General features: G+C 61.8%; 13 protein-coding genes. 11 read left to right on the forward strand and 2 right to left on the reverse strand.

The features are described from left to right. Positions 1-341 precede the first annotated feature (341 nt). From ACV095_RS20165 to ACV095_RS20175, 3 genes are all read left to right on the forward strand, one after another. Positions 342-1,433, forward strand: coding sequence for a LacI family DNA-binding transcriptional regulator (locus ACV095_RS20165; protein WP_056391993.1), 1,092 nt, complete (start codon positions 342-344; stop codon positions 1,431-1,433). Positions 1,434-1,579: 146 nt separating this feature from the next. Further along, on the forward strand, positions 1,580-2,764 hold the full coding sequence (gene manA / locus ACV095_RS20170) for a mannose-6-phosphate isomerase, class I (protein ID WP_478222584.1): 1,185 nt from the start codon (positions 1,580-1,582) through the stop codon (positions 2,762-2,764). Continuing rightward, positions 2,761-3,633 carry an N-acetylglucosamine kinase gene (locus ACV095_RS20175; protein ID WP_478222585.1) on the forward strand — a complete coding sequence of 291 codons (873 nt, stop codon included), beginning with the start codon at positions 2,761-2,763 and terminating at the stop codon, positions 3,631-3,633. Before manA ends, ACV095_RS20175 begins: the two co-directional genes overlap by 4 nt. Before the next feature lie 134 nt (positions 3,634-3,767). Here ACV095_RS20175 and ACV095_RS20180 read toward each other — a convergent pair whose 3' ends face one another. Both ACV095_RS20180 and ACV095_RS20185 read right to left on the reverse strand, forming a co-directional pair. Continuing rightward, on the reverse strand, positions 3,768-5,735 hold the full coding sequence (locus ACV095_RS20180; protein WP_478222586.1) for an immunoglobulin-like domain-containing protein: 1,968 nt from the start codon (positions 5,733-5,735) through the stop codon (positions 3,768-3,770). A 360-nt stretch (positions 5,736-6,095) separates the two neighbouring features. Further along, on the reverse strand, positions 6,096-6,794 hold the full coding sequence (locus ACV095_RS20185; protein WP_056392000.1) for a GntR family transcriptional regulator: 699 nt from the start codon (positions 6,792-6,794) through the stop codon (positions 6,096-6,098). A gap of 233 nt (positions 6,795-7,027) precedes the next feature. Between ACV095_RS20185 and ACV095_RS20190 the strand changes: the two genes are divergently transcribed. From ACV095_RS20190 to ACV095_RS20225, 8 genes are all read left to right on the forward strand, one after another. Next, the gene (locus ACV095_RS20190; RefSeq protein ID WP_056392002.1) at positions 7,028-8,194 is read left to right on the forward strand and encodes a mandelate racemase/muconate lactonizing enzyme family protein; all 1,167 of its coding nucleotides are present in this window, start codon (positions 7,028-7,030) and stop codon (positions 8,192-8,194) included. A gap of 98 nt (positions 8,195-8,292) precedes the next feature. Continuing rightward, positions 8,293-9,666, forward strand: coding sequence for a cation:dicarboxylate symporter family transporter (locus ACV095_RS20195; RefSeq protein ID WP_478222587.1), 1,374 nt, complete (start codon positions 8,293-8,295; stop codon positions 9,664-9,666). A 116-nt stretch (positions 9,667-9,782) separates the two neighbouring features. Beyond that, entirely contained in the window at positions 9,783-10,730 is a 948-nt protein-coding gene (locus ACV095_RS20200) for a phosphoglycerate dehydrogenase (RefSeq protein ID WP_478222588.1), read from the forward strand. Between the two features lie 36 nt (positions 10,731-10,766). After that, positions 10,767-11,846: a tartrate dehydrogenase gene (locus ACV095_RS20205; protein WP_478222589.1), complete on the forward strand. Its 1,080-nt coding sequence runs from the start codon at positions 10,767-10,769 to the stop codon at positions 11,844-11,846. Beyond that, positions 11,843-12,154 (forward strand): hypothetical protein, encoded by a 312-nt coding sequence (locus ACV095_RS20210; protein WP_478222590.1) that lies wholly within the window; start codon positions 11,843-11,845, stop codon positions 12,152-12,154. Before ACV095_RS20205 ends, ACV095_RS20210 begins: the two co-directional genes overlap by 4 nt. Positions 12,155-12,170: 16 nt before the next feature. Then, positions 12,171-13,088: an HpcH/HpaI aldolase/citrate lyase family protein gene (locus ACV095_RS20215; protein ID WP_478222591.1), complete on the forward strand. Its 918-nt coding sequence runs from the start codon at positions 12,171-12,173 to the stop codon at positions 13,086-13,088. A 113-nt stretch (positions 13,089-13,201) separates the two neighbouring features. After that, positions 13,202-14,038 (forward strand): fumarylacetoacetate hydrolase family protein, encoded by an 837-nt coding sequence (locus tag ACV095_RS20220; protein WP_478222592.1) that lies wholly within the window; start codon positions 13,202-13,204, stop codon positions 14,036-14,038. 244 nt (positions 14,039-14,282) lie between these two features. Then, positions 14,283-15,971 carry a Mu transposase C-terminal domain-containing protein gene (locus ACV095_RS20225; protein WP_478222593.1) on the forward strand — a complete coding sequence of 563 codons (1,689 nt, stop codon included), beginning with the start codon at positions 14,283-14,285 and terminating at the stop codon, positions 15,969-15,971. The last annotated feature ends 1 nt before the right edge of the window (position 15,972 follow it).

A 15,972-nucleotide genomic window follows, 5' to 3' on the forward strand; every position in this document is an offset into this window, starting at 1 on the left:
GGGGATAGAAAACTGCGGTCCAAGGCTCAATTTGGAGTGCTGCGGCTGCTTGTGCCGGAACGAAGCGCGCACACCTGTGTGCCATGAAAAGTTCTCCTTGTGGTGCCGTCCTCCGTGGACGACCTCATGAATAAACAGTATGATATCGATATCAGAGGCGCAAGTCACAGTTTGAAGTTTCTTTATGATGGAATCTGCAAATCCTCCCGGATGCGCAGTATGAGCGATGGGACGTGGATGAAACAGGCCAGCACAGACGCTGGCGCCGCAGCGGTCGGACTTGGACAGACATCCGGGTTTCGGGTCGGCGGTGTTGGTGCCTTCGAAAGGAAGAGGCCCTGATGGCGGACAGCCGTGCGTTGGACCCGTTGCGCCGGGACGCGGATGGGTCTGGTTCGAGGATCCGGATCACCAAAGACCAGAGGAAACCTGTCATTGCTGACGTTGCCAGGCTGGCTGGCGTGTCGGTCCCAACTGTTTCCCGCGTCCTGACTGGGAACATTCCGGTAAGCGAAGAGCGACGGCAGCGGGTGCTCGCAGCCATCGAGGAACTGCAGTTTCGGCCGAGTTCGCTTGCCCGGGCGCTGAAATCTGGTGCACGGAAGATGATTGCCATCCTTGCCGGGAGCACCGAACACTACGGCTACACCCGCACGATCGCCGGTGTAGAACGCGCTGCGCAGGAGGCGGGATACTCGGTCGTCATATCGGCGGTGAAATCTGCAGATCCGGAGGACGCGAAGGCGGCCCTCGCCCCGGTGCTTGAGCAAGAGGTTGCAGGCGCTTTGGTCATTGACTTCGATCCGGCCGGGGCTCAGGTCCTGAGACATCTCCCAGAGGACTTGCCAGCGGTGGCAGCTTCTGGTTTTTCTCAAGGGCAGCCGGGTTTCCCCTATGCCTTCATCGACGAATATGCCGCCGGACTTGAGGTCACCCGACACCTGCTGGGCCTTGGTCACGCCACGGTGCACCACCTAGGATTGTTCCCGCTGTCGCAGTTCTCAGGGCGATACCAAGGGTGGCTGGATGCACTGAAAGAAGCCGGCGTTGAACCCCCACCGGTCCTGCCGGCGAGTCGTTCGCCCAAGACAGGCTATGAACAGGGCCTGAAGATCGCCGACGACAAATCGATCACGGCCGTCTTCTGCTCCAACGACGGACTGGCACACGCGGCGCTGCGGGCCCTGCACGAGCGCGGAGTGCGGGTGCCGGAAGATGTTTCGCTCATGGGTTGGGACAATCAGCCCTTTACAGAATTCACTATTCCAGCCCTCTCCACGGTGGAACCCGGATTTGGCGATGTTGGTGCGCGGGCTTTCGAGCTTCTGCTCAAGAAGATGTCCGGAGATCAAGACGTTTCGGACAGTATCGCCGCGCCTGTGCTCGTCATCCGCGAATCCACTGCCCCGCCGCCCGCCGCCCGCCGGATCTGATTCACAACCCACCTCGCGTCCCATATTGGGGACGCGCCACTTCTGCGTGCCTTCACCCCCGGTATGAAGGTCCCGCATGCCTTTGGAGACCCATGTTCAAACTAGACAACCCCGTTCGCCCGTATTCCTGGGGATCGGTTACTGCCATGGCCGACCTCTTCCGCCGGGCGCCTTCAGGTTCCCCCGAAGCCGAGATGTGGATCGGCGCCCATCCTGGCTCCCCCTCAATCGCCGAGGCGCCCGATGGAAGCATCCTCCCACTGGACGAGTTGATCAGCAGCAGCCCGACGGCCCTCCTCGGATCCCAAACCGCGGAGGTCTTCAGCGGTCGGCTGCCCTTTCTGGCCAAAATACTCGCCGCTGGTTCACCGCTGTCCCTTCAGGTTCACCCCAACCTGGAACAGGCACGAGACGGTTTCAAGGCAGAGAACGAGGTTGGCCTTCCCCTCTCGTCAGAGCATCGAAACTACAAGGACGCACATCACAAACCTGAAATGATCGTCGCGCTGTCGCCCTTCGACGCTCTTTGTGGTTTTCGCTCCCCCGCAGTTGCCCGCGAACTCCTCCTGGAGCTTGGTAGCCACTTCTCACACCGCGGGGCTTCGACGCCGGAACCAATCCGGATCACAGCAGAACTACTCGGCGAAGAGGACACTGGCCTGCGCGAAGGCCTTTCCTACCTTCTTGCCGGTGATCACTTAGTCGCCGAAGCGGTTGCCGCGTCCGTTGAACTGCTCGCGGGACTCCCCTCAGTCAGGGCAGAGTTCAGCGCGCTCGTCGGACTTGGAAGGGCTTATCCCGGAGACCCCGGGGTTCTCATCTCCCTGCTGCTCAATCACGTCTCGCTGCAGCCAGGTGAAGCCATTTACCTGCCTGCCGGAAACGTCCACGCTTACCTTGCTGGTGTGGGCTTCGAGGTGATGGCCTCCTCCGACAACGTCCTAAGGGGCGGCTTAACCTCCAAACACGTCGACGTGGCGGAGTTCCTGAAGACAGTCGATTTCCGCACCATGGACACCCCGAGACTGCAGGCCCAGGAGCCCGCCGCTGGAATCAAACGCTGGGTTCCTCCATTTCGGGAATTTCAGGTGGAGCGGATAGAGGCCAATGCCCAGGCCGGGGCCGTGCCCTTGAACCAGAATGGCCCCGTCCTGGTTCTGGCAATTGAAGGGCAGGGCGACGTCTCCATCCCGGGGGCAAGCCTTAAGTTGAGCGCTGGTGAGAGCGCCTTCGTGCCCGCCAATGCCCAATCGCTCACACTGCAGGCTGCCGGCGGGGCAAGGCCGCCCTTCGTCGCGTTCGCTGTCACCGTTGGAAAGGCCGCAGTATGACTGTTCTTGTAGGGCTGGATATTGGGGGCAGCAAAACACACGGAATTCGATTCGTGCGTGGCGAGGTCGCTGCTGAAAGGACAGTCGGCAGCGCCAATGTGCAGAATGTTTCCGCGGAGGCGGCTGGCGCTCAGCTTGAAGAGCTCTTCGCCCAGATCGGCTCTGACGTGACCCACGTAGTAGCAGGCGCAGGCGGCATTGACACCCCTGAGGATGCCCGGAGGCTTGAAGAGCTCATTCGGCCCCTGGTAGGAACTGCGGCGATACACATCGTTCATGACTCCCGCCTTATCCTCGCGGCGGGAGGCTTCGATACAGGGATCGCCGTGATCGCCGGAACCGGATCGGCCGTCTGGGGATGCAATCAGGAAGGCCGCGAGGCGCGCATCGGCGGATGGGGTTACCTCCTCGGAGACGAAGGCAGCGGCTACTGGCTCGGACGGGAAGCTGTGCGCCACAGCCTCCGCCGGATGAACAACCGCTTGCCTGTCGATCCTTTGACGGAACTGCTGCTTACCGGATGTGGGCTCAAGGGGCCCGAACAACTGATAGCCCTTTTCCATTCACCGCATCACGGCCGCCATTTTTGGGCGGGACAAGCCAGGCATGTCCTTACGGCCGCAGCCAGAGGCCACGAAGCAAGCACTGCGCTGCTGCAGCAGGCTGGCCGCAGCCTGGCAAGTATGGCAAAGGATGCTGCCGGCCAACTTGGAATGCCGGGCCCGGTTGTCCTTGGCGGTGGCATCGGCATGAACGCCGAGCCCGTCCAGGTGGCCTTCACATCGGCACTTGCTGATGCGGGACTCACCGACGTACGCATCCTCACCGCGGAACCCGCCATGGGCGCGCTACGGCTCCTGCAGGACTAGGATTTGGCAGCATTTTCACCAGGCTTTGCCCCGGGGGAAGGTTTGCCCAGCAAGTGTGTATAGGAACAGGTCTGGTTCCCGCCGCTGGGCGGGAACCAGACCTGCACAACTTACAGCTTAGGACGCCGTTGGCCTTAGAAGAGCGGTACTTTAGCGGGATCGGTGAAATACTGGGGAGGATGGGTGAACGTGGTGTTCTCGAACGTTGGGTAACTCTTCATGAGCAACAAGTCGCTGTCCCTATTGGCGAAGGTGCTGTTGATTACCTGGACATTCGAAGCGATCTTCCATACCCCGCCTCTCTTGTTCCCGGTGATTTTTGACTCGTTTATGATCACGTCGCGGGGCGCGTTCAGCGGATCTTCGGTGTACTGGTTCGGGTTGCTGAAAATTTCCGCGATGAACCACAGAGCGGTCTTTCCCGATCCGGTGATATCGAACTTGTGGAAAAGGATCTTGTTGTCATTTGCGCCGTCTGCCTGCACCCCGTTGACTGTTGAGTTGCGGATCTGGGCGCGCTGAACGATGACGTTGCTTGTTGAGGTGTATTTAGCGCCCTTACCCCTGATGGGGTTGGACATGTCCACGTCGGACTGCAGGATGTTGTTGTCGAAGAGCCAGTAGACGTTGTGGTACAGCCCGTTGGCTTCGCCGTTGTGATGCACTTTGGTGTTGGACATGATGATGTTGCTGGATCGCTTCATGTGCACTCCATGGACGGTGAAGTCCTTCACCGTCAGGTTCTGCAGCGCGATACGGCTATGGCGGGAAGCGACCGGGTCGACGCCTTCGAGGAGCACTCCATGGCTGAGATTCGCAGTGCCGCGTTCGCCAGCAATCGTGAGGTCCTTGACTACGACGTCGGTCAAAGTCCGCTGGGCAGTTCCGATGGCCGCCCCCGTTCCCTGGTACCGGATGACAGTGTGGTCGCGCCCTGCACCGACGATGGTGATGATGTTCTTGAGGTTGATCTTTGCAGCAACGGTGTGGATGCCCTCAGTAAGTCGCACCACTCCCCCGCCTTGGGCCGCCAGCGTATCAACAGCCGACTGTATGGACTCGCCGGGATGAACCAGGACTTCATTAGCGATGTTCTGACTGGGGTATTCGACGTGAGTGAAGTCGTTTGACCAACGGTCTGCAATCAAGGTTTTTACAGTGGACTCGAGCTCAACGGTGTCGACCTTGGCGGGGGTGGGTCTGGGTTCTTCCGCCACTTCCCGAGCCGGCACCTCGACTTCGAACCTGTCCCTCATTTTCACTGCGCCGTGAGTGACGGAAACGTCCAGTTTTACGTGGGCATCGCCAATTTCTTTTTGTGGTCGCGTCACTTCTCCGCCATCGGTGATTATTTCGGTGTCCCAAGACGACCAGGTGACCGACTCAGGGGAAAGCCCCCGGGTTTGTAGGGGAAGGTTGCTCGTGGCTACTTTGCTTTTCTCCAGCAAAGACCTGGCGGAGGCCAAATCCCGTTCCGCCTGTTTGAAGTCCGCTATCTCCTTGGGGTCTGTCAAGACGGTGGTGAGCACCAGATGCGGCCGCTGGACACCAACACCTCCGTCATCAGAAATGAAGCTCAGCACCTTTCCTGGTTCAACCTGATCTGCAGATACTCGGAGGCTGAGAGTCCCGTCGCCTGTACGCTCGGTTGCCGCGGCTTCTCCCACTTCTGCTGAATACGTCGTGCTGCCGCCGCTGTTCTGCAGCGACGAACTTGTGCCGGGGATGTCCGTCGACGGCAGCTTCGTCGCGCCAGTCATCTCAAACTGTGGCTGCTCGGCCCGCTCGCGCGTTGGCGCCCAACTGTCATTGGCAACGAATCCAGTTGTCAAGGTGGTTGAACCGGCCGATACGGCGCCTTTTAGTGTCATTTCCAGGCGGGCAGCAGTAAGAGTTCCGGGGATGCCCGACTTCACGTCGAACTTCAAGTAGGCGGACCGGGACTCACTGCTGTCCGGTGTGCCCGCGTTGGCAACCTCCAGGGTTTTCAGCCAGTGAGTTGGCGTAGTACTGGTGCCGCGGACGTCAGTATCAAGAGTGGGATAAATGACTTGGGTTACCTCCAAGGATGGAGAACCCGGAAGAGTGTTCTCCGCTGCCATTGCCGGCAGAGTTGAAGCGGCCAGGGTCGAGGCTGCAGTTATCGCTAACAACACCCCTAAGTCAAGACATTTCCTTTTCGGGACCATTATTTTCCTCACTAAAATTGGCGCGGCTCAGGTGCCACAAGGGTTCCGGGGAGGCCTCCGATCAGAGACCAGAGACATCGTGATCGACATCACTGATATCGATTTCAGCACGGCAGAAGTCTGTTTTCAAGCCCAGCAGGCCCAGCAGTCGACAGAAGTACGCCCCGTCCTGACCTCAGTCAGCAACGAAAGGAGCGTGTGACTCACGGCGCTGAATGTCGCGCCAGGTGGCGCTGCGAACGCGGAGGACCGTACCCCAAAAGCCAGCGGAGTTTAGGCGGTTCTCTCAAGGTCGGATGAGGATTCGTTCTCTCGCTCCTGCAGGGCGCCGGTCACCGATGCTGTGAGGCTGTTGGCGATGTGGGTACGAGCGAGTTCCGCCGCTCCGGGCCCGTCTCCTGCGGTGACGAGTTCAAGGATTTGGTGGTGCTGGTTCAGGTCGATGGTGCGGGGCTCGTCAGCGGAAGGCAGCTCCAGGCCGATGCGCCGGTAGCGGTCGGACTTGTCCCAGAGGTCATCCAGGAGCTTGATCAGGGTCGCGTTGTGAGAAGCGGTGTAGACGGCGCGGTGGAAGTCGCGATGAGCGATGATGGCGTCCTCGCCCCACACGCGTGTGACAGGGAGCAGTTTTTCGGCGGCCGCCCGGATGAGGGCAACATCAGCGTCGGTCCGGCGGTAGGCGGCGAGTTCCGTTGCGGACGGCTCCAGGGAGAGGCGGACTTCAAGCAGCTCGCGGGCTTCGGCGGCGCTCATGTCGGCAACCTTCGAGTCGCGGTGGGTGTCCATCGTGATCAGGCCCTCGCTCGAGAGCCGGCGGATGGCTTCACGAAGGGGTGTGATGCTCATCTGCATGTTCTCGGCCAACTCGTATTGGGAAATGCGCGAGCCGGGGGCTAAGGCGCCGGAGAGGATCATCTGGCGTAGTTCGCTGTACGCCAGGCTGCCCTTACTCGAAAAGACGTTGGTACTCATCTGTCGCTCCAAATCTGCCGGGAGTCGCCCGTTCCCCTTAGTATAGCCCCGCGCGAAAACATCTTATAAGAAATCTGCTCACTGGGCTTGTGCTCCCGGTCACGGGCAAGCTAACCTCGATTCAACGTCTTATAAGATATTCGCATCCAAGTACTGCAGGTGATGCGACGCTTGGGCTAGTCTCGGGTGTTGGTCTTATAAGAAATAAGTTCCGATCCCAGAGAGATTCAAAGATGAAAATCGTTTCCGCCCACGTAGGCACCATCCCCATCAGTTCCTCCATCCGGAACGCGTTCATTGACTTCACCAAGATGGACTGCACCATCATTGCCCTGGTCAGCGACGTGTTTGTTGACGGCAAGCCGCTGGTCGGCTATGGATTCAATTCCAATGGCCGCTACAACGCCACGGGCATCCTGCAGGACCGCATCCTGCCGCGCCTGCTCGACGCTCCTGCCGAGGACCTCTTGGATGAGAACGGCGAACTCTCGCCGGAAAAGGCATGGGACATCATGATGTCCAACGAAAAGCCCGGCGGCCACGGCGAACGCTCCGTTGCCGTGGGTGTAGCCGACATGGCCCTGCACGACCTGGCCGCCAAGATCGCCGGTGTCCCCCTGTACCGGTGGATCTCTGACCACTACGGCGACGGCAACCCGGACAAGGACGTCTTCGTCTACGCCGCCGGCGGCTACTACGCCCCCGGCAAGACGCTGGAAGACCTGCAGAACGAAATGCGCGGCTTCCTCGACCAGGGCTACAACATCGTCAAGATGAAGATCGGCGGAGCCGACCTGGCCGAAGACCTCCGCCGCATCGAAGCCGTGATCGAGGTCCTCGACGGCGACGCCTCCCGCCTCATGGTGGACGTGAACGGCAAGTTCGACCTGGACACCGCCCTGGAATACGGAAAGGCCATCGATAAGTACGGCCTGTTCTGGTACGAGGAGGTCGGCGACCCGCTGGACTACGCCCTGAACGCCACCCTTTCCGAGCACTACCGGAACCCCATCGCGACCGGCGAGAACCTGTTCTCCCTCCAGGACGCACGGAACCTGGTTCGTTACGGCGGCATGCGCCCGGACCGCGACTTCATCCAGGTCGACCCCGCCCTGAGCTACGGCCTCACCGAATACCGCCGGATCCAGGACATGCTGGCCCAGCATGGATGGTCATCCCGCCGCTGCATCCCGCACGGCGGACACCAGTTCTCCCTGCACATCGCCGCAGCCCTCAAGCTCGGCGGCAACGAGTCCTACCCCGGCGAATTCCAGCCCACCGGCGGCTTCACCGACGACGCGGTCGTCGTCAACAGCCGCGTGGCCCCCGGCGATCTGCCCGGCATCGGCCTCGAAGGCAAGGCCGAGTTCTACAAGGTCCTGCGCGGCCTGCACGAGTAAACCGGCTCTTCGTGCCCGGTCCCGGGCAGCAGAACTGCCCGGGACCGCACCACTCTTTCCCCAACCCCAAGTCTGAAGCGTGCAAAGGAGCACCCTGGATGTCGTCCCACACCATCAAGAACCCACAGCATTCCTCCCCGCCCAAACAGGGGTCCCGTTTCGGCCGGCTGCTTGGTGAACTCTGGTTCCAAGTCGTCCTGGGCGCCGTCCTGGGCATCGCCGTCGGCTTCCTCCTGCCCTCGGTGGCCAAGCAGCTCACCCCCCTCAGTGACTGGTTCATCGCACTGGTCAAGATGATCGTTATCCCCGTGGTGTTCTGCGTCGTTTCACTCGGCATCGCATCCATGGACAGCCTGCGCAAAGCCGGCCGTATCGGTGTCAAGGCACTGGGCTATTTCATCGTCCTGTCCCTGGTCTCGATGCTGATTGGTCTGGTGGTCGCCAACGTCTTCCAGCCCGGCGCAGGCATGAACATTGATCCTTCCAAGCTGGACGCGAGCAAAGTTCCCGCGGCGGCCAGCAAGGGCTTCGACGGACTGGCATTCGTCAACAGCATCATTCCCGAGTCCCTCTTCGGCGCCCTTACCGGACACACCATCATCGCCGCGCTCATGGTCTCGATCGTGTTCGGTGCGGCACTCAATGTCTCGGGCGAGTCCGGCGCGTTCATCACCAAGGGCATTCAGGCCCTGTCCACCGTGATTTTCAAGATCGTCGGGTGGGTCATGCGCCTTGCCCCAATCGGCACCTTCGGCGCCCTCGCGGCAGTCGTGGCCAACTATGGCACCCAGAGTCTGCAGCAACTGGGCATCCTCGTTCTGCTGTTCACCGGAACCTGCATCGTCTATGTCCTTGTTGTTCTGGGAGCCATTGCCCGGGCCTGCGGCATGAACATCTTCACTGTCATGCGTTACTTCAAGGCTGAACTCCTGATCGCCCTGAGCACCTGCTCAAGCGAGGCCGTCCTGCCCCAGCTCATCAAGAAGCTGGAGAACCTCGGCGTTGGAAAATCGACCGTCGGCATTGTCATTCCGGCCGGATTCTCCTTCAACCTCGACGGATCCGCCGTTTACCTGACCATGGCCTCGGTGTTCCTCGCCCAGGCCGTGGGCATGGACCTCTCCTGGGAACAGCAACTGGTCATGGTCGGTGTCATGATGCTCACCAGCAAGGGCACCGCGGGCATTGCCGGCGGCGCATTCATCGTCCTGGCCAGCACCTTGAGCTCCGTCGGCGGCATCCCCTTGGCTGCCCTCGCTCTCATCGTCGGCATCGACCGCCTCCTGAACGAAGGCCGCGTCTTCATCAACGTCCTCGGAAACGCGATGGCCGCCGTCGTTATCGGTAAATGGGAGAAGGACTTCAACCCCGACCAGGCCCGCGAAGCCCTCCGCGCCTCGGGCCAGAAGAAGAACGAACTCCCGGCAAGAGTGCCGGAACCAGCGGAAAGCGACACTGTCGACGCCCGCTGAAAACATTGTCAGGGCCGCCGCGCACCCGTGGCGGCCCTGATCTGTGGATCTTCACGCATGCCCAGCAAACAGCCCACCGCCGCACCACCGCACCACCGACGAGGAAGCACTGCACGATGGCCCCCCGCATCCTGATCACCACCGACTACCTCCGCCCCGGCGACTCCGTGGACCAGCTCCTGCGCCAACACGGCCTGGAACCGGTTTATTCGCCATCCCGGGGCCAACGACCGCCCGCGGAACGCCGTTCGTTGTTCGACGGCATATCCGGGGCGATTCTCGCCAGCGAACCGGTCACCGCCGACATGCTCGCTGATGCATCCTCCCTCAAAGTCATCGCCCGCAGTGGCGTCGGATACGACTCCATCGACGTCGAGGCCGCGTCCGCCCGCGGAATCAAAGTCTGCAACGCCCCCGGAATAAACCACCACTCGGTCGCCGAACTGACCATCGGGTTGATCATCATGACCGCACGCCGCCTCCTGGAGGTCACCACCGCCGTTCGCGAGGGCGGCTGGCCGCGTGAAGCCGGCCACGAGCTGCGCGGGTCCACCCTCGGAATCATTGGCTATGGCCCCAGCGGACGCGCCACCGCGACCCTGGGTGCTGCCCTCGGCATGAACGTCCTGGTCACCACCGCCCACCCCGACCCTGATAACGCCGCGGTACTGTTCAGCGATCTCGACACCGTCATCCGCAACGCCGACTACCTCTCCCTGCATACCCGTGGAGGCCAACGCACCGGCAAACTCATCGACGCGTCCCGGCTGCACGCAATGAAACCCAATGCAGTCCTTATCAACACCGGCCGCGGTTCACTCGTGGACGAACAAGCCTTGGCCAAAGCAATCTCCGACCGCACCATCGCCGGCGCCGCGCTGGACGTACTCGAGAGCGAACCCCTGCCCAGCGACAGCCCCCTACGCGGCCTGGACACCCTGCTCATCACCTCCCACCTCGCCGGACAAACGATCGAGGCACGGGCACGTGCCGGCCTGGCTGCCGCGCACGCCGTCATCGACGTTCTCGAAAACCGCGAACCGGCCCACCCGGTCGACCTCTAACCCCGCATACCTAACAAAGACGAAGAAGGTCCCCTGATGTCGAAACCCCACCGCATCGCAGTCATTCCCGGCGACGGAATCGGCACCGAAGTCGTACCGGAAGGGCTGCGCGTTCTGAACGCCGCAGCCTCAGCCTTCGACCTCAACCTCCAATACGAACACTTGGACTATGCCTCCGCCGACTACTACACCCGGCACGGCAAGATGCTCCCCGACGGGTGGTTTGAGGAACTAAACCAGTTCGATTCCATCTTCTTCGGCGCCGTCGGCTGGCCCGAAGTCGTCCCGGACCACATCTCCCTGTGGGGAAGCCTCCTGCAGTTCCGCCGCCACTTCGACCAATACGTCAGCCTCCGCCCCGTACGGCTCTTGCCCGGCGTGCCGAGCCCTTTGGCCGGCCGGGTCCCGGGCGACGTCGACTTCTACGTCGTACGGGAAAACACCGAAGGCGAATACTCCAGCATCGGCGGAAAGATCTTCGAAGGCACCGACCGGGAAACCGTAGTTCAGGAAACCGTCATGACCCGCACCGGCGTGGACCGCATCCTCAAATACGCCTTCGACCTCGCCCAGAGCCGGCCCAAGAAGCACCTCACCTCCGCCACCAAGAGCAACGGCATCTCCATCACCATGCCCTACTGGGACGAACGTGTGCAGGAAATGGCCAAAGGCTTCTCCGATCTGAAGGTGGACAAGTACCACATCGACATCCTGGCCGCTAACTTCGTCATGCACCCCGACTGGTTCGACGTCGTCGTAGCCAGCAACCTCTTTGGGGACATCCTCTCCGACCTAGGCCCGGCCTGCACCGGAACCATCGGCATCGCCCCCAGCGGAAACATCAACCCCGAACGCAAATTCCCCAGCCTCTTCGAACCCGTCCACGGATCCGCGCCGGACATCGCCGGCAAGGGCATCGCCAACCCCATCGGCCAAATCTGGTGCGCCGCCATGATGCTTGACCACCTGGGAGAACCCGAAGCAGCGGCCGCCATCACCACCGCCATGGAAACCGTCCTTGCCCGCGGACCCGAAGCCCTCACACCCGACATGGGGGGCAATGCCACCACCAAGGAACTGGGCAAAGCAGTGGCCGCAGCCCTGACCGCATCATGACCCCCTCGACCGGCCCCAGCAACGGGCGCACACCCGCCTTCGAAGAGCGCATTATGCTCCGCCAGCACCTCCACTGGCGACGGCTCATCGGAGCGACCGTCCAGATCCGCCAGCACGGCCAACTCATCCGCACCGGAACCGTGGATGACGCCATGGCAGACTCCACAGCGCTCTGGATCACAGGCGACGCCGCCCAACCACGCACCATGTACGAAGCTGCGCACGGGATCGAGGTGTGGGCCCACCCGGAAGAAGCCGAAGACGGGATCTGCTACCGGATGACATCAACAGCACCATCACATAACTGACCCAGTACGGAGACCCATGACGCAGCGCACCTACATGCCCCGAAGCACCGAAGACACCTCCTACTCCACCCCAGTACTAAGCAATGTGCTCCCGGGCGTCATCCCGGAACGCAATATTCCCGCAGAGATCGCCCGTTCCTGGCTGTTGGTCAATGCCATGAAGCCGGAGCTTTTCGACCAGTCGGCCGTCTCCCGTGCCGACTCGATCATCCTGGATATTGAGGATGCGGTGGACCCGTCCCAGAAAGACCAGGCCCGCGCCAACGTGATCGACTGGCTGACCGGCGGCGGCAAGGCCTGGGTGAGGATCAATGACGCCACCAGCCCGTTCTGGGCTGATGACCTTGCCGGGCTTCGCGGCACCCCGGGCCTGCTGGGCGTCATGCTCGCCAAGACCGAATCCGCGGACCAGGTCACCGAGAGCTTCCACCGCATGGACGGCAAGACCCCCGTGATCCCGTTGGTGGAATCCGCGCTCGGTATCGAGGAAGCCAACCATATCGCCAAGGCCCAGGGTGCGTTCCGCCTGGCCTTCGGTTCCGGCGACTTCCGCCGCGACACCGGCATGGCCGCCACCCCGGAGGCCATGGCCTACCCCCGCGCCAAGCTCGTGGTCGCCAGCCGGGTGGGCAACCTGCCGGGCCCCATCGACGGCCCCACCGTCGGCACCAACCACCCCATCCTGCGCGAGCAGACCGGCATCACCGTGATGATGGGCATGACCGGCAAGCTGTGCCTGGCCATCGACCAGACCCCGGTGATCAACGAGGTCATCAGCCCCACCCCGTCCGACGTCGCCTGGGCCACCGACTTCATGAACGACTTCGAAGCCAACGGCCGCGTCATCCGTGACGGCTCCGACCTGCCCCGACTGGGCCGCGCCGAGAAGATCATGAAGCTCGCCGTGGCCTTCGGTGTGCAGCCGGCAGGTTAGCGCCTGCGCCCAAAGGGGCCGAAGCGGCAAGGATGCCGCTGATGAACAAGTACCACCGTCCGGCACATCCGCCCACCGCCGTAATCAGCAACCAAGATCTGAAGAGAGAACGAATGGCCTACGCAAACTACCAATACAAGGGTCACAACTACCTTGGCGAAGTTCATGGCGAACACCTCATCCCGCTGGCCGGGCTCACCGACATCGGACCGGAAACATCCGCCGATCTCCTTGCCAGTGCCGCCCGCCTGAGGGAATCACGGGTTCCCCTATCCGAAGTCACCCTGCGCGCGGCGTCACCAAAGGCCGGCAAGATCATCTGCGTGGGCCTGAACTACAAAGACCATGCCGACGACACCAGCACGGCCACCTTTCCCGTCCTCTTCCCCAAGTACACATCCACCCTCATAGGACCTGCCGACGACATCATCCTTCCCCCGGAATCCACCCAGGTCGACTTCGAGGGCGAACTCGCCGTCATCATCGGCAAGACAGGCCGCCGCATCGTCGAACAGAACGCCATGGACCACATCCTTGGCTACTGCGTCTCCAACGACGTCACCATGCGCGACTACCAGAACAAGTCTCACCAATGGCTGCAGGGCAAGATCTGGGACAACACCACCCCGCTCGGCCCGCACATCGTCACACCCGCAGAAACCGACATCAGCAAGGCCGGCATAAGCACCACCCTGAACGGGGAAGTCGTCCAAAAATCGGATCTCTCCCACCTGATCTTCAGCATCCCCACACTCATCGCCACCATCTCCGAATTCACCACACTGGAACCAGGGGACGTCATCCTCACCGGCACACCAGCCGGCGTCGGATACCGCCGACACCCGCAACTGTTCCTCAAAGACGGTGACACCGTCACCGTGACGGTGGAAGGCGTTGGCAGCATCACCAACACCGTCAAGGCAGAAGCCGATCATCTCTTTTGGGTTTGACCGCCTTCGTGGGCCGTCCTACCCTTTCCTTCGGATCGTCTAGTGGTGCTGCCGGATGGCTTCCCAGGAAATCCAGTCAGGCCGAGCTACACCCCTACCTTGTCATTTTCCGTACTCGCGTGCACGGCGAGCAGCCCGTTTCCGCGGTTGTGCAGGCGGGTGTTGAGCACTGGTTTTTCCGTACTCCTCTGCACTAGGGTCGTTTTTGCTTACTACTCCTCTGCACGCCGAGGGAGGTGTCGGAGTGGATGCGGAATCGGCACCCATTCGTGAGCCGGGCATGCTGACGATGCAGGATGAGCTGTGGGATCGGACGAAGTCGGTTTCGGCCGTGATCGGTCCCTTGGCTGCGCGGACGGTCGTTGGCAGGGGAGCGGTTGATGCTGCCGCCGCGGCCTTGAACGTATCGCGTCGCCAGGTGTACGTGCTGATCAAACGCAGTCGCGATGGTTCTGGTTTGCTGACAGATTTGGCTCCGGGCCGTTCCTCCGGAGGGAAAGGAACCGCAAGGCTGTCAGAGGAGGTCGAGGACCTAGTCCGGATGATGGTGCGGAAGCAGTTCCTGACTCGGCAGAAACGGACGTTGGCGTCGGTGTATCGGGATATTGCTGCGGCCTGCCGCGCACGGCAGCTTCCTGTCCCGGCCCGAAACACGGTGGAGCGGCGCATCCGGGCATTGAATCCAGTTGAGGTAGGACGGCGTAGGAGAGGGCCCGATGCGGTGCGGTCGCTGCAGTCCGCCGGGGACGAGGTGCCTGCGGTCGGCACGATTTTGGAGCGGGTGCAGATTGACCACACAGTCATCGATGTGATCGTCGTGGACGAGCGGGAGCGGCGACCGATTGGTCGGCCGTATTTAACTGTCGCGATCGATGTTTACAGTCGGTGCATCATCGGCATGGTTGTGACCCTGGAGGCTCCCTCGGCAGTGTCGGTTGGGCTGTGCCTGGCACATGCCGGGACTGACAAAAGACCATGGCTTGAAGGTCTGGGTGTTGAGGCGGGGTGGCCGATGAGCGGGAAGCCGAGACTGCTTTACCGGGATAATGCCAGCGAATTTAAGAGCGAAGCGCTCCGACGAGGATGCGACCAGCACGGTATCGAGCTGGCCTACCGTCCGCTGGGCCGGCCTCATTATGGCGGAATTGTGGAACGCGTGATCGGCACCGCGATGAAGCAAATCCACGAACTTCCCGGGACCACCTTTTCCAACCCCGGCGAACGGGGTCGTTATGACTCCGACCGGGAAGCGGCGCTGACCCTGCGCGAGCTGGAGAAATGGATGGCCCTTGCCGTCACCAACTACCACGGCACCACCCACAGAACGCTGGGGCAGACGCCAGCTGGACGGTGGGCAGAAGGGGTGGTGGCGACGGGGCTGCCGCCGGTTGCCACTAACCCGACAGCGTTCCTGGTCGATTTCCTCCCCGTCGTGCGGCGTACCCTGACGAGGACGGGCTTCGTCATCGATCATGTCCACTATTTCTCCAATGCGCTGAAACCGTGGATCACCCGGCGCGAAACGCTTGGGCCGTTCCTCATCCGCCGGGACCCCAGGGACATCAGCAGGATCTGGGTGTTGGAACCAGAAGGGGCTCACTATGTCGAGGTCCCTTACCGGACCATGGCTAACCCCTCAGTAAGCCTGTGGGAGCACCGGCACGCCCTGGCACGACTACACGAGCGCGGCGTAGCCCAAGTGGACGAAGCGGCGTTGTTCCGCACCATCGCGCAAATGCGGGAAGTCGCAAACACTGCCTCGAAAACTACCAAGCGCATGCGCCGCGACACCGAGCGCCGCAACGCAGTGACGACGCGGCGTTCGACGACACCATCCCCGTCACTCCCGCCGGAAGCCCCTGCTCAGCAGGAACCGGACATGGTGGCGGATGCGGCCCGGGTACCGCGATTCGATCAGATCGAGCAGTGGTGAC

This window comes from Arthrobacter sp. JDC6, from assembly GCF_056484025.1.

Bases quoted from the DNA above. Each gene is read 5' to 3' on its own strand.
- ACV095_RS20165 (WP_056391993.1), top strand. From the start codon at position 342: ATGGCGGACAGCCGTGCGTTGGACCCGTTGCGCCGGGACGCGGATGGG.
- manA (WP_478222584.1), top strand. From the start codon at position 1,580: ATGGCCGACCTCTTCCGCCGGGCGCCTTCAGGTTCCCCCGAAGCCGAG.
- ACV095_RS20205 (WP_478222589.1), top strand. From the start codon at position 10,767: ATGTCGAAACCCCACCGCATCGCAGTCATTCCCGGCGACGGAATCGGC.
- ACV095_RS20195 (WP_478222587.1), top strand. From the start codon at position 8,293: ATGTCGTCCCACACCATCAAGAACCCACAGCATTCCTCCCCGCCCAAA.
- ACV095_RS20180 (WP_478222586.1), bottom strand. From the start codon at position 5,735: ATGGCAGCGGAGAACACTCTTCCGGGTTCTCCATCCTTGGAGGTAACC.
- ACV095_RS20190 (WP_056392002.1), top strand. From the start codon at position 7,028: ATGAAAATCGTTTCCGCCCACGTAGGCACCATCCCCATCAGTTCCTCC.
- ACV095_RS20185 (WP_056392000.1), bottom strand. From the start codon at position 6,794: ATGAGTACCAACGTCTTTTCGAGTAAGGGCAGCCTGGCGTACAGCGAA.
- ACV095_RS20175 (WP_478222585.1), top strand. From the start codon at position 2,761: ATGACTGTTCTTGTAGGGCTGGATATTGGGGGCAGCAAAACACACGGA.
- ACV095_RS20210 (WP_478222590.1), top strand. From the start codon at position 11,843: ATGACCCCCTCGACCGGCCCCAGCAACGGGCGCACACCCGCCTTCGAA.
- ACV095_RS20200 (WP_478222588.1), top strand. From the start codon at position 9,783: ATGGCCCCCCGCATCCTGATCACCACCGACTACCTCCGCCCCGGCGAC.
- ACV095_RS20220 (WP_478222592.1), top strand. From the start codon at position 13,202: ATGGCCTACGCAAACTACCAATACAAGGGTCACAACTACCTTGGCGAA.
- ACV095_RS20215 (WP_478222591.1), top strand. From the start codon at position 12,171: ATGACGCAGCGCACCTACATGCCCCGAAGCACCGAAGACACCTCCTAC.